This window comes from Pseudoalteromonas sp. J2K-J599 (genome assembly GCF_059295115.2).
The window spans coordinates 3307956-3328652 of sequence record NZ_CM200271.1; the positions used below are offsets into that span (position 1 = coordinate 3307956).

The window sequence follows — 20697 nt, forward strand, 5'->3', positions numbered from 1 at the left end:
AACTGGTTACATCACCAACTGGCGAATATCGCTCATGTAACTTGCAAGAGTCACAGTAAAGCGTGCAGCTAATGCTCCGTCAATAACCCTATGGTCGTATGACATAGACAGCGGAACCATTAGTTTTGGTTCAAACTCTTTGCCATTCCATTTAGGTTTCATTTCAGATTTAGATACACCTAAAATAGCAACTTCTGGCGCATTAACAATCGGCGTAAATGCCGTACCGCCGATACCGCCAAGGCTAGAGATAGTAAAACAGCCGCCTTGCATATCAGACGATGTAAGCTTACCGTCACGTGCTTTAACAGATACTTCCATTAGTTCACGTGATAATTCAATAATGCCTTTTTTATCAACATCTTTAAACACTGGCACTACTAAACCATTTGGCGTATCAACAGCAACACCAATGTTAATGTACTTCTTAAGAATTAAACTTTCGCCGTCGTTAGACAGTGAAGAATTAAATGTTGGGAAGTCTGCAAGTGCTTTAGCTGCTGCTTTCATCACAAACACAAGTGGTGTGATTTTAACGCCAAGCTTTTTCTTTTCGCTAAGTGCATTTTGCTCTTTACGGAATACTTCAAGGCTTGTGATATCAGCTTCATCAAACTGTGTAACATGTGGGATTTGTACCCAGTTACGGTGTAAGTTTTTACCTGATAGCTTTTGAATGCGAGACAGTTTTTTCTCTTCAATTTCACCAAATTTAGCAAAATCTACTTTAGGCCATGGAATAAGACCAAGCTCACTACCACCTGCACTACTACCTGCAGATAATTGACCAGATTCAACTTGCTTAACTAGGTTTTTAACGTAGTTTTGCACGTCTTCTTTAACTATACGGGCTTTGCGACCAGTGCCTTTAACGTTAGCTAGGTTAATACCAAACTCACGCGCTAAACGGCGAACAACGGGTGATGCATGAGCATACGCGCTGTTTTCTGTGAAGCTTTCATTACTTGCTTTTGCAGGTGCTGCTTGAGCCGGTGCTGACTCAGTTTTAGCCGCTGCTGCAGGTGCTGATTTTTCAGCTGGTGCAGATGCCGCTGGCGCACTACCTGCAACTTCAAATACAAAAATTAATGAACCAGTCGATACTTTATCGCCAGCGGCTACTTTAATTTCTTTAACTGTACCTGCAAATGGAGCTGGTACTTCCATTGCAGCTTTGTCGCCTTCAACGTTTAAGATTGATTGATCTTCTGAAACCTCATCGCCAACGGCAACCATAATTTCAGTTACTTCAACTTCATCGCCACCAATATCAGGTACATTAACTTCTTTAGTGCTTGGTGCTGAACTTACTGTTGAGCTCTCAGCTGGCGCTTCTACAGGAGCCGACTCTTTAGCCGGCGCTGCAGATTCACTTCCTGCTACTTCAAAAACAAACACTAACGAGCCAGTTTTAACTGTGTCGCCAGCGGCTACTTTAATTTCTTTAACTGTACCGGCAAATGGAGCTGGAACTTCCATTGCTGCCTTGTCGCCTTCCACGTTTAAGATAGATTGCTCTTCTTCAACGGTGTCACCAACAGCAACCATGATTTCAGTTACTTCAACTTCATCATCGCCAATATCTGGTACAGTTACTTCTTTAATTGAAGAACCTGTAGAAGCAGTTGGTGCTGCCTCTTCAGAGTTAGCTGGAGCAGCGGCTGATGTATTTTTCTCATCAGTGCCTTCACTCTCGCCTTCAAACAAAAATACTAAAGAGCCTGTTGTAACGGTGTCGCCAACGTTAACTTTAATCTCTTTTACAGTCCCCGCTTGAGAAGCAGGTATTTCCATTGATGCTTTGTCGCCTTCAACATTTAGTAATGATTGGTCAACATCTACTTTATCGCCAACGCTTACTAATATTTCGGTTACTTCTACTTCGTCGTCACCAATATCAGGTACTTTAATTTCAATACTCATTGCAAACCTCTTATGCGTACAGTGGGTTAAGTTTGTTAGTGTCGATGTTGAACTTTTTAAGTGCTTCAACAACTACTGACTTCTCAACTTCACCGCGTTTAGCAAGTTCAGATAACGTAGCAACAACAACGTAGCTTGCGTTAACTTCAAAGTGACGACGTAGGTTTTCACGGCTATCAGAACGACCGTAACCATCTGTACCTAACACTTTGTAGTTGCTGCTTGGAATGAATGAACGCGCTTGTTCTGCGTAGTTTTTCATGTAATCCGTTGCTGCAACAGTCACAGAGTCGTTTAATACGCTTGTGATAAATGCTGTTTTTTGCTCGCTTTCAGGATTAAGCATGTTGAAACGCTCAACATCTTGACCATCACGTGTTAGCTCATTGAAAGATGTTACTGAGTAAACATCTGATGCAATACCATATTCTTCGCTTAAGATTGAAGCAGCTTTGCGCACTTCAGTCATAATAGTACCTGAGCTTAAAAGCTGTACGTTGGCTTTTTTACCTTCGTAACTTTCAAGCTTGTAAATACCTTTACGAATACCTTCTTCAGCGCCTTCTGGCATAGCTGGCTGATGGTAGTTTTCGTTCATAAGCGTTAGGTAGTAGTAAATATTTTCTTGGTCGTCACCGTACATACGACGAATACCGTCTTGTACAATAACTGCAACTTCAAACGCGTAAGTTGGGTCATAAGAAACACAGTTAGGAACCGTGTTTGCAAGAATGTGGCTGTGACCATCTTCGTGTTGTAAGCCTTCACCATTTAGCGTTGTACGACCCGCTGTAGCACCTAATAAGAAACCACGTGCTTGTTGATCGCCCGCCATCCATGCCATGTCACCAACACGTTGGAAACCAAACATAGAGTAGTAAATGTAGAATGGGATCATTGGTAAATCGTTAGTGCTGTATGATGTTGCAGCAGCAACCCATGACGACATAGCACCTAACTCATTGATACCTTCTTGCAATACTTGACCTGAAGTTGCTTCTTTATAGTAAGAAACAATATCACGATCCTGTGGCGTGTAGTTTTGGCCATGCGGGTTGTAAATACCGATTTGACGGAATAAACCTTCCATACCAAATGTACGCGCTTCATCTGCAATGATTGGTACGATATTTTTACCAATGCCTTTATCTTTTAATAAGATATTAAGTGCACGAACAAAGCCCATAGTAGTAGAAATATCACGTTTTTGCTCTTCAAGTAGTGGCTTAAATGCATCTACTTCTGGCAACGTAAGTTTTTCACTAAAACGTGGAATACGCTTCGGTGTGTAACCTTTAAGCTCATCACGACGCGCATGTAGGTACTTGTACTCAGGTGAACCTTCTTCAAGCTCTAGGTATGGTAATTCTTTTAATTGCTCTTCAGATACTAAGTCATCAAGACCAAGGCGTGAACGTAAATGTGCAACATGCGACATGTCCATTTTTTTCACTTGGTGCGCAATGTTTTTACCTTCAGCTGCTTCACCCATGCCGTAACCTTTTACAGTTTTAGCAAGAATTACAGTTGGACGACCTTTTGTCTCTTCTGCTTTTTTAAATGCAGCAAATAGTTTTGATGGCTCATGACCACCACGCTTAAGCGCAAAAATTTCATCATCTGTCATATCTGCAACAAGGGCAGCTGTTTCAGGGTAGCGACCAAAGAAATGCTCACGCACGTATGCGCCATCTTTAGCTTTGTATGTTTGGTAATCACCATCAATTGTTTCGTTCATCAATTGTAGTAATTTACCTGTTGTGTCTTTAGCAAGCAGAATATCCCAACCGCTGCCCCACACTAGTTTAATTACGTTCCAGCCAGCGCCTTTAAACAAGCCTTCTAACTCTTGAATAATTTTACCGTTACCCATAACTGGGCCGTCTAAACGCTGTAAGTTACAGTTGATTAAATAACAAAGATTATCTAGTTTTTCACGTGCAGCAAAAGAAATAGCACCACGCGATTCTGGCTCATCCATTTCACCGTCACCTAAAAACGCATATACACGTTGGTTTTTAGTGTCTTTTAAGCCTCGACCATCTAAGTACTTTAAGAAGCGTGCTTGATAAATTGATGAAATAGGACCTAAACCCATTGATACCGTAGGAAACTGCCAAAACTCAGGCATTAACTTAGGGTGCGGGTACGATGGTAAGCCTTCGCCATCAACTTCTTGGCGGAAGTTATCTAGTTGCGCCGCCGATAAACGACCTTCAACAAATGCACGTGCGTAAATACCCGGAGAAATATGACCTTGGTAATAAACTAAGTCACCACCGTCTACATCATTTGGTGCTTTAAAGAAGTGGTTAAAACACACTTCATAAAATGCAGCAGATGACTGGTAAGACGCCATATGGCCGCCTAAGTCGAGATCTTTTTTAGATGCACGTAGAACGATCATAATCGCGTTCCAACGTATAATTGAACGAATACGACGTTCAAGATTTACATCACCTGGGTAAGCAGGCTCTTGATCTACAGGAATAGTATTAACGTAGTTCGTGGTAATACCCGTTGGCATATCAACGCCGTCTAAACGGGCTTGCTCTAATACTTGCTCAAGTAAAAACTGAGCTCGTTCAACACCTTCTTCGCGCACAACTGATTCAAGAGCTTGTAACCACTCTTGTGTTTCTAGCGCGTCTACGTCAATTTTATTGACTTCAGACATATGGAGGTTTCCTTATGTTTAAAATACGAATATTGTTAATTTAATATCACAGCTACTTAATTTGTGTGTTCAAAGTAGTTATGTACTAACTTAATTTTGTTTAGTGCGTCTTAAACTACGTTCAATTCGCGAATGTTCTTTGCCTGCTTCAAGTAGTGCTTCTTCGATAAATGCTAAGTGCGCATTACTTGCTAAACGGGCTTGTTCTGGATTACCGTCAATAACGGCATCCATTAATAAACGCCTGTGTTGGGCTAACTGACTGCTAATATCTGACTTTTTTAATAGAACAGTTAAATTTTGCAATACATTTTGCTCAAGCAGCGCTTTCATACCTCTAACTAAATGCAGTAACACCACATTGTGCGAGGCTTCTGCCACGCTAAAGTGAAATGCATTAATTGCTTTTGCTTTTTGCTGTAAATCATCATTAACTAAGGCAATTTCATCAAAGCTTTGTTTTACTTTGCTAAAATCGTTGCTGGTCCCGCGCAGTGCTGCGTAGTAAGCAGCAATCCCTTCTAATGCATGACGAAATTCGAGTAAATCAAACTGCGACTCAGGGTGCTTACTAATCAAATCAAAAAGTGGATCAGTAAGCCCTTCTTCGAGCTGATTTTTTACAAACGTGCCGCCACCTTGGCGACGCGTAACTAAACCTTTCGCTTCTAATTTTTGAATTGCCTCACGCAGTGACGGGCGAGACACTTCAAACTGCTTTGCTAGTTCACGCTCTGGTGGCAACTTTTCACCTGGTGCTAACGAGCCTTCAAGAATCATATTCTCAAGTTGCTGTAAAATAACATCAGATAATTTTGCTGCTTTAATCTTTAAAGACATGAATCAACGTCCGCGTTGTATAAATACCAAGAGCCCATAAAACGGGGCTTTAAGTAGTATGATTTACCCAAAAGGTAAATTGGTCATACCAAAAATTTTCAATACGGTATCAAAAACACTATTAGCTGTCAATTTACAGGTAGTTTAAGCAATTAAAGTAGCGTAACGCATTTTGAACGAAGATCAAACAATGCGCAATTTGCAAAAATTGCTATAACGTATTTGGGATGAAACCAATTGGTCTGACCAGAACAAATTAGAATGTTAGCTCTATTTTATTGTATTTAAAAACTGCAGGAAGAGATTAAAGTACCTTACATTGCATAAGGTACTTTATTAAAAAGATATTAACTTAAGACAGCCCACCAAATAATGTAAGCAACGCTATAAGTACTAAGTAAAATAATACATTGCGCTTAACAAGTTTAATCATACACGTGGCTTCGTAGGTACAGCCGTAATAACGCTTTTCAACTTGCTCTGCAGCAAGTGCAGTACATGTTACTACTTCGCGATTTGGAGATTTAAAGTTAAGTACGTAACGTAGCCAACAACTTGTGCCTTTATTAAAGTTACCTATTACTAAATAACCAAAGCTGGTGATGCGTGCAGGCAACCAGTCAAGCCAAAACAGTAGCTTATGTATAAGCTTAAAACGCTTAGCAAATATCACTTTATGATCATCTCGTACTAAATCAGCTAAAGTACGTACCAGTGCATATAAAACTGCGCCCGGCGCGCCTAAAACAACAAACCAAAAAATCACCGCACAGTAAAATCTAAAGTTTACCCACGCCAATGTTTGCCCAAAGGTTTCACCACCATCTTGATCATCAGTACGCTTTTGACCAATTTGCAGCGCATATAAAGATGCAGCAGTACCGTCATCTCGCGTTAAGGCATTTAAGTAAGACTTATATAAAGCGCGCTGCTTAGCACAACCAAAGCAAACCAAAAGCACAGCAATATTAATAGCTAACTGCCATAGTACAAAATCAGATAAACAATAAATAAACGCTATTGCTATTACTGGGAGTAAAAGCCAAATTAAAAAGCCCGGTGCAGAACTAAATAACCCTTTGTCACCTAGTAGTTTATTAGAGCGATTTAAATAACCATTTGTGTAGTAGCTTATCTGCCAGTAATCAGACCGAGCCCCTAAACGCTCCAGAATTAATGCAATTATTATAGAAACTAAAATCATGGGAATAACTCTCTTAACTTAGTTGTTCAAGCATATTAAAAAACAATGGCCAATTAAAGCTACTGCCAGGATCGGTTTTACGTCCCGGGGCAATATCGCAATGCCCAACAATACGCGAAGGGGTAATTTTTGGATAGCGTTGTATTATAGATTTACTAAGTGTAGCTAATAGTTCGTATTGCGCTAAAGAGTATGGCGTGGTGTCGGTACCTTCAAGCTCAATGCCAATGCTAAAGTTATTACAAGCAGATACGCCCTCAAACTTAGATTGGCCAGCATGCCAAGCACGTTTTTCAAAAGGCACGTATTGTATAACCTCACCGGTGCGCTTTATAAAGCAATGGGCCGATACACGTAAATTTTTTAAGTCACTAAAACTCGAGTGAGCATTACAATCAATGCTACCCATAAATAACTCATCAACAAAAGAGGTACCAAACTGCCCGGCTGGCAAAGATATATTGTGAATAACCAATAAAGAAATATCGGCCTCATCAGGGCGTTCATCAAAATGCGAACAAGGCCGCTGCGCTACAGTACTTAAAACACCGTTTAAATCTATTTTCATGATACGTTTATTATATAAATATCAAGATATACATAGTACTGATGCTAAAGGATTTATTAAAGCAATGATAGTAACAAACAGGTATAAAACCTTACCTGCAAATAATTCAAACCCACACGTAGGTGCTAATTTACGTCCGCTCATGTTACGTAACTTTTGAAATTAAAAGCGCGGTATAAAACCTCACCTACAGATAATACCAACGCACACGTAGATACTAATTTACTATACGCGCTTATCTTTATATTGGTGAAAAGGCAATCGCTTCTCTTTCTTTTATAAACATAGTAAAATTTGCTTAATTTATTAACGCTTATGAGCATTCCATGTCTATTTCGCACACTCTTATTACTCAGCTTGTTACTCTAGCACTTGACGAAGATTTAAATTATCAAACAGCACAAGAAGGCGATATTACCGCGCAATTGATCCCCCAAAATGAGCAAGCAAGCGCCAAAGTAATCACCCGCGAAGACTGTATTTTTTGCGGAAAAGACATCATCCTTGAAGTATTTAAACAAGTAGACCCAAGCGTTAAGGTTAATGTACTTATTAATGATGGCGACGCAGTTAAAGCAAACAGCACATTATTTACAGCCACTGGTTCAGCGCGTTCAATATTAACTGCCGAGCGTACTGCACTTAACTTTGTACAAACGTTATCGGGTACAGCCACTACTACAGCACATTATGTAAAAGAGCTAAGCGGCACAACAACGCAACTACTCGATACACGCAAAACCATACCAGGCCTTAGAGCACTTCAAAAATACGCAGTAAAATGTGGTGGGGGTGCAAATCACCGTATTGGTTTATTTGACGCATTTTTAATTAAAGAAAATCATATAGCGGCTTGTGGCACAATAAACAAAGCCGTAACTCAGGCTAAACAAAATCACCCAAACAAACCTGTCGAAGTAGAAGTCGAATCACTCCCAGAACTTAAGCAAGCAATTGAAGCTGGCGCCGACATAATTATGCTAGACAACTTTAGCGTAGAGCAAATTAAGCAAGCTGTAATTTTAACCAATAAGCGCGCAAAATTAGAGGTTTCAGGCAATATGACCCTAGAAACGCTCAAAACTTATTCACAAGCAGGCGTCGATTTTATATCAAGCGGAGCATTAACAAAAAACTTACAATCAATCGATTTATCGATGCGTTTTGAGCAATTTTAAAGCAATAATGGGTAATTAATACCGCTAATTAATTGACAAGTTAAGTAAAAAAGCATTAAATAACCCAAAAGGCTTACTTTGTAACAAATTGTTAAATAAAATCGCTTTTTTATAAGAAGATACGTGCTAAATACTAAAATAAAATGGTAGACTAATTCTGTTGTACTATTTTATTTAAAAAGGTAGTCATAAATAACTAGTACCTTTGGTTTTTAAAGGCATAATTAAAAACTTAAGCAACTAAACTACTTACTTTATGCCTATACTATTTGTTGCTACAACATGTAGTGCACTTAGTAAACTTTTATAATTAGTACTAAACATAATGAATTCACATTCGGCTTTTGTGTTTCATACTCTAAAGCTAAAGTGTAATAAAATTAAATTTAAGTAAAACTGTAAAGTAAATCAGTTAAATTAAGTGAGGCATTTTGCCGCTTAAGTGATTTAAGTTACAAAAATCTATCCTTTAGGAGAGGAAACATGAAAACAATGACTCAAAAACAACAGGGTTTCACCCTAATTGAATTAATGATTGTTGTAGCAATCATCGGTATTCTTGCTGCGGTAGCATTGCCTGCGTATCAAGATTATACAACGAGAGCGAAAGTAAGCGAAGGGATTGTGCAAGGAAGCGGTGCTAAAGCAACTGTTTCTGAAAATTTATCTAGTGGAGTAGCAGACGCATGTTCAGGAGTTAAGACTGGGACTATAGGTAAAACTACTTTAGGTTGTACTGATGGTGATAATACAGCCACTGTAGATATAAGCGTAGATGTTGATACCGGTACACCTGTTACTTTCGACTTAGTTGGAACATTAGGCGCTACGGGCGGAGTAGAGTGGGTTTGTAATAATGCCTCTGATGCAGCCTTAGTACCAGCTCAGTGTAGATAATATATCTTGATTGGCTTGCTTCAATTCGGAGCAGGCCAACTGAACTACTTTTTAGGAACTTAAATGAAACAAAACCCAATAAAACAAGATGTTTTTCAGTGGGTGGGTGTAAGTTCAAGAGGTAAAAAACTTGAAGGAGAACTTGCTGGTAACAGTATTTCATTAGTTAAAGCCCAACTCAGAAAACAAGGTATCACCCCTTCTAAAGTCAAACGTAAATCTAAGCCATTATTTGGTGAACGGATTCAAAAAATCACCCCAAAGGACATTGCATTAGTTACGCGTCAAATTGCCACTATGCTTATGGCCGGTGTTCCACTAATACAATCTATAGAGATGATTGGGACTGGTGCAACTAATAAAAGTATCGCCAAGTTAATGGATACTATTGCGGATGAAGTAAAAGCAGGCCAACCATTATCTACAGCGCTTAGAAAACACCCTCGCTACTTTGATGATTTATACTGCGATTTAGTGGCATCAGGCGAACAATCAGGTTCACTTGATAAGATATTTGACCGCGTTGCACTTTATAAAGAAAAGTCAGAAGCGTTAAAATCAAAAATTAAAAAAGCGATGTTTTATCCTATCGCTGTTTTAGTTGTAGCTTTAATAGTGACCTCAATACTTCTTATATTTGTAGTACCGCAGTTTCAAGATATCTTTGCAGGATTTGGCGCAGAACTACCCGCATTTACATTATTTGTAATTGGAATATCGGAATTTATGCAGGAGTATTGGTGGATTGCATTAATTACTGTAGTTGCTAGTGGTTGGATATTTAAAGAAGCAAAATTAAGAAGCTTAAAACTCAGAGATGCTACAGACAGAGCCATACTAAAACTCCCTGTTATTGGCATGATTTTAAATAAAGCGGCTGTTGCTCGCTATGCACGAACTCTTTCGACCACTTTTGCTGCTGGTGTGCCGCTGGTTGATGCGCTTGACTCTGCTGCCGGGGCTTCAGGTAACGCTGTTTATCGTTATGCCATTTTAGATATTAAAGCAGAGGTTAGCTCTGGTAATCAGATGAACTGGGCAATGCGTAACTCAAAAATATTCCCTGATATGGTAATACAAATGGTTGCGATTGGTGAAGAGTCAGGATCGCTAGACGGTATGCTTGCTAAAGTAGCGACTATTTACGAGCAAGAAGTTGATGATGCAGTAGACGGCCTTTCAAGCCTACTTGAGCCACTTATTATGGCCGTACTGGGTGTACTTGTTGGTGGGTTGATTGTTGCGATGTACTTGCCTATTTTCCAACTTGGCTCTGTTATTTAATTACCAAAAATAACAATTTACAGAAAATAAAAGAGAGGCTTACCTTTTTGTTAAGGTATGGCTATTAATGCCTTCTCATCGCTCTCTTTCACTTCTCTTTGTGATAAATACTTCACTTAATTTTTAAACGCTTAATTTTTAAAATAATTTTCAGGTAATAGAATGCAAAGTATTATTGAAGTAATGCAAAGCCAATTGTGGTTTTATTTAACCACAGTTGGCTTAATTAGTTTATGTATCGGTAGCTTTTTAAATGTGGTTATTTATCGCTTACCATTGATGATGCAACGTGAGTGGCAAAGTGAATGCAGACTACTGTTAGAAGATGAACTTGCAGCTAATAAATCTAAACAAGCCAATATCAATAAGCCTTTTAACTTAGTAAAACCCAGCTCTACCTGCCCTAAATGCAAAACAGCCATTAAGCCTTGGCAGAATATTCCTATTATCAGTTGGTTAATACTAAAAGGTAAATGCGCTAGCTGCAGTAACCCTATTTCTGCTCGATACCCTGCTGTAGAGCTAATTACTGCCCTATTAAGTTTAATTGTTGCCTATAGCTTTGGTGCGACCGAGCAAGCCCTTTTATATATTTTTGTAACGTGGATTTTAGTAGCACTGACCTTTATTGATATTGACCACATGTTACTGCCAGATCAACTTACACTTCCGCTTGTTTGGCTTGCACTTATTGCCTCGGTAATGGGTTACACAATTGCACCAACCGATGCCATTATTGGTGCGGCTTGTGGTTATTTAAGTCTATGGAGCGTGTTTTGGCTATTTAAGTTATTAACCGGTAAAGAAGGCATGGGTTATGGCGATTTTAAGTTGCTTGCTGTATTTGGGGCGTTACTTGGCTGGCAGTCATTGCTTACTATTATTCTGCTTTCGAGCGTAGTGGGTGCCATTATAGGTATTGCGCTGTTGAGCATACAAGGTAAAGACAAAGCGACCCCTATCCCTTTTGGCCCTTATTTAGCGATAGCAGGCTGGATCACAATGCTTTGGGGCAACCAAATTCAAGGCGCTTATTTTAATTTAATAGGTTATTAAAATGAGTGAGCAAATAACTAAAGTAAACAGCTGGATATTAGGCTTAACAGGCGGTATTGGCTGTGGTAAAACGGCCATCAGTAACATGTTTGAAGAGCTTGGTATTACAATAGTTGATGCCGATATAATTGCGCGTGAAGTCGTACTCCCAGATAGCAAAGGGCTAAAAGCGATTACAGCCCACTTTGGTGAGCATATTTTATTGCCTGATGGCACATTAAATAGAGCAGAGCTTCGCGCAAAAATATTTACTAACAACAGTGACAAAGAATGGCTTAATGCGTTGCTACACCCTCTTATTCGCGCAAAAATACTAAACGATTTAAATAATGCAACTAGCCCTTATGTTGTTTTAGTAGCGCCTTTATTGTTTGAAAACAACCTTGATAAATATTGCGACCGTACCTTACTTATTGATGTACCAACCTCTGTACAAGTAGCGCGTACAGCAAAACGTGACAACACAAGTAGTGAGCAAGTTAAAAGTATTATTGCCTCGCAAATGTCACGTGATGATAAGCAACAAAAAGCGGATGATATTTTAAATAACGACCGTAGTTTAAACCTAGTGAATATAGAACTTGTTGATCTTCATAAAAAGTACCTACAATATGCATTACACAACAAAACTAACCCACAATAACACTGTCCTAACTCACACAAACTCGTATTTTAGTTAGTAAAATCACAACAATGAATGAAAGGTGATGTAATCCCCTTCTTTTTTCTGATAAATTGCTTACTATTGAAGGAATAAAACAGGTGCGCAATGAATATTAACTCACCGTTATTGAGAAAATTTATAACCCTTGGCCGCATTGATGCCGACACGGTTAAAAACAAACAAAATGAATTTGCCTCAACAGCTGAGCTTATTTCTAAATGTGGAAAAATCGATAGTAAAGATTTAGCTGAACAATGTATTGATTTGTTTCGCGTACCTTATTTTGATTTAAAAGACTTTGATCCTACAAGAATCCCGGCCGATCTCGTAAAAGAAAAACTTATACGTAAACATCATATTTTGCCGCTTGTTCAAAAAGATCGAAAAGTTTATATAGCAGCATCAGACCCAACAGATTACGGCGCATTCGAAAACTTTGAGTTTAGTACCGGTCTTTCATGCGAAATTGTTGTTGTTGATTATATTCAACTCGATAACAAAATTGAGCAGTTGCTAGATGCCACTGGCAGCTTAAATCTAACTGATGACGAGTTTCAAGAATTTGCTGACTTAGATTCAGAAAGCCAAAGAGATACAGCACCACAAGATGATGATAAAGACGACGCGCCTATCATCGTATATATCAACAAAATTTTAATGGATGCCATTAAAAAAGGCGCCTCTGATTTACATTTTGAACCGTATGAGCACAAGTACCGTATTCGCTTTCGTATTGATGGTATTTTGCATGAAGTTGCAAGCCCACCCAATACATTAGCCACCAAGCTTTCTGCGCGTATTAAGGTTATGTCGAGACTCGATATTGCCGAAAAACGCAAACCACAAGATGGTCGTATTAAGCTAAAAATTACTGAACGCAAAAGTATCGATTTTCGTGTAAGTACCATGCCTACCTTGTGGGGCGAAAAAATAGTAATGCGTATCCTTGATTCATCAAGCGCTATGTTAGGCATTGATGTATTAGGCTATGAGCCTGAGCAGAAAAAGCTCTACATGGATGCGCTTGCCCAGCCTCAAGGGATGATACTTGTAACAGGGCCAACGGGCTCTGGTAAAACAGTATCGCTATACACAGGTTTAAATATATTAAACCAGCCTGAGCGTAATATTAGTACTGCGGAAGATCCAGTTGAGATTAACCTTGAAGGTGTAAACCAAGTACAAATAAATATTAAAGCCGACATGACTTTTGCCAACGCACTGCGCGCATTTTTACGTCAAGATCCTGATGTAGTTATGGTAGGTGAAATACGTGACTTAGAGACCGCAGAAATATCAATAAAAGCGGCGCAAACAGGTCACTTGGTTTTATCAACATTGCATACAAACTCAGCGCCGGAAACAATCACTCGTTTATTAAATATGGGTGTACCCGCTTATAACGTAGCAAGTTCGATCAGCTTAATAATAGCCCAGCGTTTAGCACGTCGCTTGTGCCCTAAATGTAAAACGCCAGAACAACTTCCGAGTGAAGAACTTGCTCGCCAAGGATTTAGCGCCGAGCAAATTGAAGAAATGACGTTATATATGCCTAAAGGGTGTGATAGCTGTACTGATGGTTACAAAGGGCGTGTGGGTATTTACGAAGTAATGCAAATTACTCCTGAAATTGCCCAAATTATTATGCGCGGTGGCAATTCGCTTGAAATAGCAGAGGTATCACTTAAAGCCGGTTTTAATAATTTACGTTTATCAGGTTTACGCAAAGCAGCCGATGGCCTTACATCCCTTGGTGAAATTAACCGCGTAACCAATTTTTAAAAGTCCCACAATAAAAGATATAAGGCTTTAAGCTCAGAGCCTTATAGCTAGAGACTCATATCTAAGTAATGTAATATGCACCAAAAATTTGTAGAGAGTAATTTATGCCTACTGTTGTAAACTGCCCAACCTGTAAAACTAAAGTTGAATGGTCAGAGCAAAGCCCATTTCGCCCTTTTTGCTCAAAGCGCTGCCAACTAATTGATTTAGGTGAATGGTCGTTCGAAAATAATAAAATTTCTGCACCAATTACCTCGGCTGAAGAGTTTAGCCAAGACATGATTGAAGATATTGAGGCAATGATGGCTAAAAATGAAGATGACTTTTTTAAATAATTTATCTTCATAATGCCCTAAATACAAAAACCAGCATTACGCTGGTTTTTTAGTATTTACAAAAAAGTAAAATTAACTTTTTTGTTTACGGTGTTTTTTATTCATACGCTTTTGCATTTTAGCAAACTTCTCTTTTTGCTCAGCGTTAAGCACTTGCATTACTTGGTGTTGTGTTTTTAGTTTAATTAAACCAAATTGCTCACCTTTTTCGCGGCGTTCATTTAATAGCTCTTTTGCTGCATTTTCGTCAAATGTTGCAGCCGAAAGTAATGCATCCATTTTTGCTTTGTGCGCTTCACGCATCGCTTTACGGGCTTCTTTATCGTCGCCACGCAGTGCTTTCATTTGTGTTTTTTGCGCTTCAAAAATAGCCTTTAGCTTAGTTTGCTGCTCATCTGTTAGGTTTAATTTTTCAACGCCGCGCTCAGAAAGTAAAAAACGAGCTTGAGAGTGGCCTTGCTTATGTCCGTCGCCTTTAGCTAACACGCTACCAGCACCAAGCGTTGCTGTTGCTAAGCCACAGATAAGTACTAATTTTGAAAGTGTGTTTAATTTAGTCATAATCATTACCTTAATATTGGGTTGGTTGTGGCTGCTAAGCCAGTGAGTTAACTATACCTAACTCAACGCAAAGTAACGCAAAGCAGTGTAAAGGTTGTGTAAAGATTCACCTTTGCACTATTTAGCGGGTAAAATAACGCTATAAACAACTCTAAGGGTTTGTAAATGAAACTATTAATGATTGATGACGACACTGGCCTTTGTGAGCTATTAAGTGAATATTTAACTGTCCAAGGCTTTGAAATACAAAGCGTACACGACGGTGAACAAGGCCTTAAACTAGCACAAGCAAATGACTACGCCCTGATATTGCTAGATGTAATGTTACCAACGCTTGATGGTTTTGAAGTACTTAAACAACTTAGGCAAACAAAACTCACACCGGTAATAATGCTTACAGCAAAAGGTGAAGACTTTGACCGTATTTTTGGTCTAGAGCTAGGCGCTGACGATTACATTCCAAAGCCTTTTAATCATCGTGAATTACTTGCCCGCGTAAAAGCGATAACTCGCCGTATAGAGCACATTAATAGCTTAAATGTAGCTACAACGAGTAAGTTACTCGTTAATGGCATTACTGTTAACCTTGCAGCTCGAGAAGCCTCAATAGACGGCTCTACACTAACGCTTACTGGTACAGAGTACGAAATACTCACGCTATTGTGTAAAAGTGCAGGTGAAGTGGTTAGTAAAGAGCAAATTAGTGAAGAAGTACTAGGTAGGCGTTTAGCTTCTTTTGATCGCTCTATCGATATGCATGTAAGTAATATCCGCAAAAAAATAGCAGAGCATATTCCAGGTGAGCGAATTAAAACAATGAGAGGTACGGGTTATGTCTTTATCCAAGGCGAATAAAAGCACTTACTTTGCTTGGTTAAAACACCCTGGGCACTACCTGTTTTTTAAAATATTTATTTGGTTTTGGTTAACTATAATCGGCACCGTTGCAGCGCTTATATTTTTAAGTAACATTACCGCTATTAACGCGGTAACTAACGAGCCGCTTTATGGCCCTATGAAAAAAAACCTAATATACACCGCCAAAAGTATTGAGCGCACTGCTATTAAACATAAGCGCAGCCTAAGCGATGTATTAGTACACCCTCGCCTATCAAAGCGTAAACTTTTATACTTAAGCGCAGCTCAAAGCGAGGACTCTCTTAGCAGTAAAGAGGTGCCAGAGAGCATCGATTTAAGTTTATTAAACTTTACTCAAAATATGTCACCACAAATTATTTTCACTGAAAAATATCAAGCCTTCGGCCCTGTTAACATAAACGTGCCTGAAGGAAGTTTTTATCTTTATGAAATAGATATTAACCATCAACCGCCGCTATTGATGCGCTTTAAGCTTATGCCTAATTGGATGAAAATAGTCATCGCAATTGTTGCCTCTCTTATTTTAAGCTTTGTATTTAGCCGTAACTTAATAGCCCCTATAAATAGTCTGAAAAAAGCAGCTATTAAACTATCAGCGGGCAACCTAAGCGCAAGAGCCGACATTTCTGTAAACCGAAAAGATGAGCTGGGAATACTTGGGCGAGACTTTAACAGCATGGCCGATCAGTTAGAGCTTTTAATTAGTTCACAAAAACGCTTATTAGCCGACATATCACATGAGTTACGCTCGCCCCTTACGCGTTTAAAAATGGCTACCGGTCTTGCGCAAATGCAAGCTAACGACGCTAGCCAATCGTATTTATTACGCATAGAAAAAGAAGCAAACCAACTTGATAAGATGATTGCAGACGTGCTGCAAGTTTCTCGCTTAGAAGCAAAAAGCCAGGCGCTTTCATTGCAAAAACAATCATTACAAATAATTATAGATCACGTTATTAACGATGCGCAGTTTGAAGCAAAACAAAACAATAAGCAGCTCAATATAGTGGGCGCTGTAGACGTAAATATTAATTGCGACGAAACACTTATTGCCAGTGCGCTTGAAAACCTACTTCGCAACGCTATTAAATACGCAAACAATACAATTAGCATTACTCTAAAGCACACAGATGCCATTTATATAGAAATATGTGATGATGGCTCTGGTGTGCCCGATGCTCAACTGAGCAAGCTTTGTGAGCCCTTTTTTAGGCAATCAGATGCGCGGGATCGCGTAAGTGGTGGTACGGGTTTAGGGCTGGCGATTGCAAAAAATGCTATTACTGCGCATGGCGGCAGTTTAGTATTATCAAATAAAGAACTAGGTGGCTTGTGTGCTAATATAACCTTGCCATTAATAAAAGAGTAAAGCATGTTTTATAGTTCAGAAGCCCAGCTTGAGAGCAATCAAGAGGCCATTAATGTTTTTTATACTTCAAAATTAATTAAAAGCTACTTAGATACGCCATCAGGAAAGCTATTTTACGCATACGCAATCCCTAAAAACGCGACAACCGCAATAGTAGTAAGTACAGGGCGTATTGAAGGCCTAGAAAAATATAAAGAACTGCTATGGGAGCTGTATAGTAATAATTTTGCTGTGTTTATTATGGATCATCAAGGTCAGGGCCGCTCTTACAGGCACCTTAAAAATAAACATAAAGGCTTTGTAAAACATTATAATAACTACAGCAGTGACCTAAATAACTTTGATCAGCAAATAGTTTCAAAGCATTGGCAAGGTAAAAAAGTCATGCTAGCTCATTCAATGGGTGGCGCCATTGCTATTGATTATTTAGCAAAATTTGAAAATAGCTATAAAGGCGTGTTTTTGTCTGCTCCTATGTTTGATATTTTTACAAAAGACGTACCAAAAATACCAACGAAGTTTATTGTTAAATTAGCCACTTTACTTGGTTTACACTCTTGCTATGCATTTGGACAAGGCAACTACAACCCGATCCCATTTACCGAAAACGTACTTACTAGCAGCGAGAAGCGTTACACCTACTTTAGGCAAACCTATAAATTAGAACCTAATATACAATTAGGTGGCGTTACGTTTGGCTGGCTAGCAGCTACAATATCGTTTCTAAAGTCTGTTGATAATCTAAACGTACCAATCCCTTTGTTTATAGCAAGCGCAGCTAGCGATACAGTGGTAAACAACGAAGCACAGTACAGTCTTGCAAAAAGGCATGCTCATGCAACGATTGAGAATTTTGAAGGGGCTAAACACGAGCTACTTTTTGAACGTGACGAAATTCGAAAGCCGCTATTAACTAACTTTTATCAATTTTGTGAGTCGGTGACGGCTTAACAAGTACTGACAAAGGGTCGAGATGGATCAGTATATCTACCTCAGACTCAAAACGTTCTTTGAGCATTGCCTCTACTTCATCAGCCACATTGTGCGCGCGAATCAAACTTAAATGATCATCAAGCTCTAAGTGCATTTGAATAAACTTAACTTTTCCGCCTTGGCGAGTACGAATATCATGCACGCCATGTACATCAGCATGGGCTCTGGCAATGTCAAATATGCTTTGCTTTTCATCATCAGGAAGTTCTTTATCCATTAAGTGATCGGCACTATCGCGAGCTATATCCCAGCTGTTATAAAGCAAGTAACCCGCTACACATATTGCAAAAATAGGATCTGCATACAACACGCCATAATAAGCTAACAAAATAGCTAACAGCACCGCAGCGTTTAATATTAAATCGCCTTTGTAATGTACTGAGTCGGCTTTTATAGCAATTGAATCGGTATACTTAACCACTTTGTTTTGTACAAATACAATGACGAGCGTACACGCAATAGCAAAAATACTTACCCACACACCTAATAAAGAATGGCTTAACTGTATAGGGTTAAATAATCGCTCAATACCATGAAAAGCAAGTAGGCAACCTGAGCCTGCAATAAATGCGGCTTGGCCAAGTCCTGCAAGTGCTTCAGCTTTTCCGTGCCCAAATCTATGGTCATCATCTGCTGGGCGCAGTGCGTAACCCAACACTAAAAAGCTCATAGCGGTGGCAGTAATATCCATTAACGAATCAGTTAACGAGCCAAGCATTGAAGCCGAGCCAGAAGCCAGCCAGGCCCATGTTTTTGCGCCGATCATTAAGCTAACCATGACCATGGTAACAATGCTGGAAGTTTTAACCCAAAATTCGTAGCTACGGTTATGCACGCGTGTATCCATTAATCACTGTATTGAATGTGTTGAGTATATCATTTTTTTAAAAGGTTTCGTGTATACTGCCCTTCGTCAAACTACAGATTATTTTATAAGGCTCATTATGCTGGATATTGTTTTATACCAACCTGAAATACCGCCTAACACAGGTAATATTATTCGCCTATGTGCCAATACTGGCTATGCATTACATTTAATTGAGCCATTAGGTTTTGAATGGGACGATAAACGCGTGAAACGTGCGGGCCTTGATTACCATGAATTTAGCCATGTTCAACGCCATGCCTCATTTGAAGACTACCTTGAAAAATGCAAACCTAAAAAAGTGTATGCCTGTACAACTAAAGGCAGTCAATTTCATCATGAAGCAAGTTACGAAGCTGGCGACTGTTTAGTGTTTGGCCCTGAAACACGTGGCCTGCCTGATGAAATGATTCAAGCATTACCAAACGATCAGCGTGTACGTATTCCTATGCAAGCAAATAGCCGTAGTATGAACCTGTCAAATGCAGTCGCCGTGTTTGTTTACGAGTCGTGGCGCCAGTTGGGCTTCCCTAACGCACAGTAAATATAATCCGTTAAGCAAAAAAAACCGACATAGTGTCGGTTTTTTAGTTAAGGCCTAGCTCAAGCGCTTATTCAGCGCGTTGTTCTCGTCCTAAAAGAGCCATAGCGGCTTCTTTCATGTCTTTATTTTCATAAAGTACTTTATAAATTTGCTCAGTGATTGGCATTTCTACGTCAGCACGCTGCGCTAGTAAATACACTTCTTTAGTGTTTCTAAAGCCTTCAACTACTTGGCCAATAGACTCAATAGCAGCATTAACACTCTCGCCTTTACCTAACGCCAAACCAAATCGACGATTACGTGATTGGTTATCTGTACAGGTTAGTATTAAATCACCAAGGCCTGCCATTCCCATAAAGGTTTCTGGCTTAGCACCCAGAGCGCAACCTAAACGAGTGAGCTCTGCAAGGCCTCGGGTAATGAGCGCGGTACGCGCATTAGCACCAAAACCTACACCGTCCGAAATACCGGCGCCAATTGCAATTACATTTTTAACCGCACCACCGAGCTGTATACCAATAAAGTCATCATTGTTATACACACGGAATGAGCGACCACAATGAAGTAAATCGGCCAGCTGCTGAGCAAATTCAGGTGACGTTGAAGACACTGAAATAGCTGTAGGTGACCCCATCGCCATTTCTTTTGCAAACGTAGGACCCGAAAGTACCGCAAGTGGAATGTCATCACCCAATTCTTGCAAAGCAACTTCTTGTAACAAACGTCCAGTATTAGGCTCAAGCCCTTTAGTTGCCCACGCTACTTTAGCACCCTCTTGCAATGCAGGTTTTATCTGCGCAAGCGTGTCGCCAAAAGCATGGCTTGGCACAACAACAAGTACAATAGCACTGCTAGCAACGGCATGTTGTAAGTTAGCTTCAAGAGTAAGAGTATCTGGGAAAGGAGCATCAGGTAAGTAACGTTGATTTTTCCGCTCAGCTGCAAGCGTGGCAACGTCGTCGCTATTTCTTCCCCAAAGTGTCACCTGGTGACCATTTCGGGCTAAACAAATAGCAAGGGCGGTGCCGTAAGACCCCGCCCCTAATACAGTAACAGCTGTAGTTGCTGTACTCATAAG

Annotated in this window: 19 protein-coding genes; 11 read left to right on the forward strand and 8 right to left on the reverse strand. The window is 39.6% G+C overall.

Annotation, left to right across the window (positions count from 1 at the left end; genetic code table 11):
- Positions 1-6: 6 nt before the first annotated feature.
- From aceF to ampD, 5 genes are all read right to left on the reverse strand, one after another.
- A complete protein-coding gene (gene aceF, locus AC5NT5_RS14900; protein WP_494513876.1) occupies positions 7-1923 on the reverse strand; it encodes a pyruvate dehydrogenase complex dihydrolipoyllysine-residue acetyltransferase in 1917 nt (638 codons plus the stop codon).
- Between the two features lie 10 nt (positions 1924-1933).
- Positions 1934-4600, reverse strand: a complete 2667-nt coding sequence (aceE, locus tag AC5NT5_RS14905; protein ID WP_002957763.1) for a pyruvate dehydrogenase (acetyl-transferring), homodimeric type — start codon at positions 4598-4600, stop codon at positions 1934-1936.
- A gap of 90 nt (positions 4601-4690) precedes the next feature.
- Entirely contained in the window at positions 4691-5440 is a 750-nt protein-coding gene (gene pdhR / locus AC5NT5_RS14910; protein ID WP_002957764.1) for a pyruvate dehydrogenase complex transcriptional repressor PdhR, read from the reverse strand.
- A 352-nt stretch (positions 5441-5792) separates the two neighbouring features.
- The gene (gene ampE / locus AC5NT5_RS14915) at positions 5793-6644 is read right to left on the reverse strand and encodes a beta-lactamase regulator AmpE (RefSeq protein WP_494513875.1); all 852 of its coding nucleotides are present in this window, start codon (positions 6642-6644) and stop codon (positions 5793-5795) included.
- Between the two features lie 13 nt (positions 6645-6657).
- On the reverse strand, positions 6658-7212 hold the full coding sequence (gene ampD, locus AC5NT5_RS14920) for a 1,6-anhydro-N-acetylmuramyl-L-alanine amidase AmpD (protein WP_494513874.1): 555 nt from the start codon (positions 7210-7212) through the stop codon (positions 6658-6660).
- A gap of 326 nt (positions 7213-7538) precedes the next feature.
- Here ampD and nadC point away from each other — a divergent pair, with 326 nt between their 5' ends.
- The 7 genes from nadC (at position 7539) to yacG (ending at position 14408) form a co-directional block, all read left to right on the forward strand.
- Complete coding sequence (gene nadC, locus AC5NT5_RS14925; RefSeq protein WP_182754567.1) at positions 7539-8390, forward strand: carboxylating nicotinate-nucleotide diphosphorylase; 852 nt, start codon at positions 7539-7541, stop codon at positions 8388-8390.
- Positions 8391-8873: 483 nt separating this feature from the next.
- The gene (locus AC5NT5_RS14930) at positions 8874-9287 is read left to right on the forward strand and encodes a pilin (RefSeq protein WP_216351715.1); all 414 of its coding nucleotides are present in this window, start codon (positions 8874-8876) and stop codon (positions 9285-9287) included.
- A gap of 63 nt (positions 9288-9350) precedes the next feature.
- Positions 9351-10571, forward strand: coding sequence for a type II secretion system F family protein (locus tag AC5NT5_RS14935; RefSeq protein WP_494513873.1), 1221 nt, complete (start codon positions 9351-9353; stop codon positions 10569-10571).
- A 162-nt stretch (positions 10572-10733) separates the two neighbouring features.
- A complete protein-coding gene (locus AC5NT5_RS14940) occupies positions 10734-11627 on the forward strand; it encodes a prepilin peptidase (RefSeq protein ID WP_494513872.1) in 894 nt (297 codons plus the stop codon).
- A gap of 1 nt (position 11628) precedes the next feature.
- Positions 11629-12270 carry a dephospho-CoA kinase gene (gene coaE, locus AC5NT5_RS14945; RefSeq protein WP_494513871.1) on the forward strand — a complete coding sequence of 214 codons (642 nt, stop codon included), beginning with the start codon at positions 11629-11631 and terminating at the stop codon, positions 12268-12270.
- A gap of 126 nt (positions 12271-12396) precedes the next feature.
- Positions 12397-14073 (forward strand): type IV-A pilus assembly ATPase PilB, encoded by a 1677-nt coding sequence (gene pilB / locus AC5NT5_RS14950; RefSeq protein WP_002957773.1) that lies wholly within the window; start codon positions 12397-12399, stop codon positions 14071-14073.
- A 104-nt stretch (positions 14074-14177) separates the two neighbouring features.
- A complete protein-coding gene (yacG, locus tag AC5NT5_RS14955; RefSeq protein WP_002957774.1) occupies positions 14178-14408 on the forward strand; it encodes a DNA gyrase inhibitor YacG in 231 nt (76 codons plus the stop codon).
- A gap of 72 nt (positions 14409-14480) precedes the next feature.
- Here yacG and AC5NT5_RS14960 read toward each other — a convergent pair whose 3' ends face one another.
- A complete protein-coding gene (locus AC5NT5_RS14960) occupies positions 14481-14969 on the reverse strand; it encodes a Spy/CpxP family protein refolding chaperone (RefSeq protein WP_182695579.1) in 489 nt (162 codons plus the stop codon).
- Between the two features lie 165 nt (positions 14970-15134).
- On the opposite strand from AC5NT5_RS14960, the gene AC5NT5_RS14965 reads away from it, so the two are divergent.
- From AC5NT5_RS14965 to AC5NT5_RS14975, 3 genes are read left to right on the forward strand one after another with little or no spacing between them, the layout of a single operon-like run.
- A complete protein-coding gene (locus AC5NT5_RS14965; RefSeq protein ID WP_494513870.1) occupies positions 15135-15824 on the forward strand; it encodes a response regulator in 690 nt (229 codons plus the stop codon).
- On the forward strand, positions 15802-17217 hold the full coding sequence (locus AC5NT5_RS14970; protein ID WP_494513869.1) for an ATP-binding protein: 1416 nt from the start codon (positions 15802-15804) through the stop codon (positions 17215-17217). Before AC5NT5_RS14965 ends, AC5NT5_RS14970 begins: the two co-directional genes overlap by 23 nt.
- Positions 17218-17220: 3 nt before the next feature.
- Positions 17221-18168, forward strand: a complete 948-nt coding sequence (locus AC5NT5_RS14975) for an alpha/beta fold hydrolase (RefSeq protein ID WP_494513868.1) — start codon at positions 17221-17223, stop codon at positions 18166-18168.
- Here AC5NT5_RS14975 and AC5NT5_RS14980 read toward each other — a convergent pair.
- Positions 18131-19045 (reverse strand): cation diffusion facilitator family transporter, encoded by a 915-nt coding sequence (locus tag AC5NT5_RS14980; protein WP_494513867.1) that lies wholly within the window; start codon positions 19043-19045, stop codon positions 18131-18133. The genes AC5NT5_RS14975 and AC5NT5_RS14980 overlap by 38 nt on opposite strands.
- A gap of 109 nt (positions 19046-19154) precedes the next feature.
- On the opposite strand from AC5NT5_RS14980, the gene trmL reads away from it, so the two are divergent.
- Positions 19155-19619 carry a tRNA (uridine(34)/cytosine(34)/5-carboxymethylaminomethyluridine(34)-2'-O)-methyltransferase TrmL gene (trmL, locus tag AC5NT5_RS14985; protein WP_002957780.1) on the forward strand — a complete coding sequence of 155 codons (465 nt, stop codon included), beginning with the start codon at positions 19155-19157 and terminating at the stop codon, positions 19617-19619.
- Positions 19620-19686: 67 nt separating this feature from the next.
- Here the strand turns inward: trmL and gpsA are convergent, their stop codons facing one another.
- Positions 19687-20694 (reverse strand): NAD(P)H-dependent glycerol-3-phosphate dehydrogenase, encoded by a 1008-nt coding sequence (gene gpsA, locus AC5NT5_RS14990; protein ID WP_494513866.1) that lies wholly within the window; start codon positions 20692-20694, stop codon positions 19687-19689.
- Positions 20695-20697 lie beyond the last annotated feature (3 nt).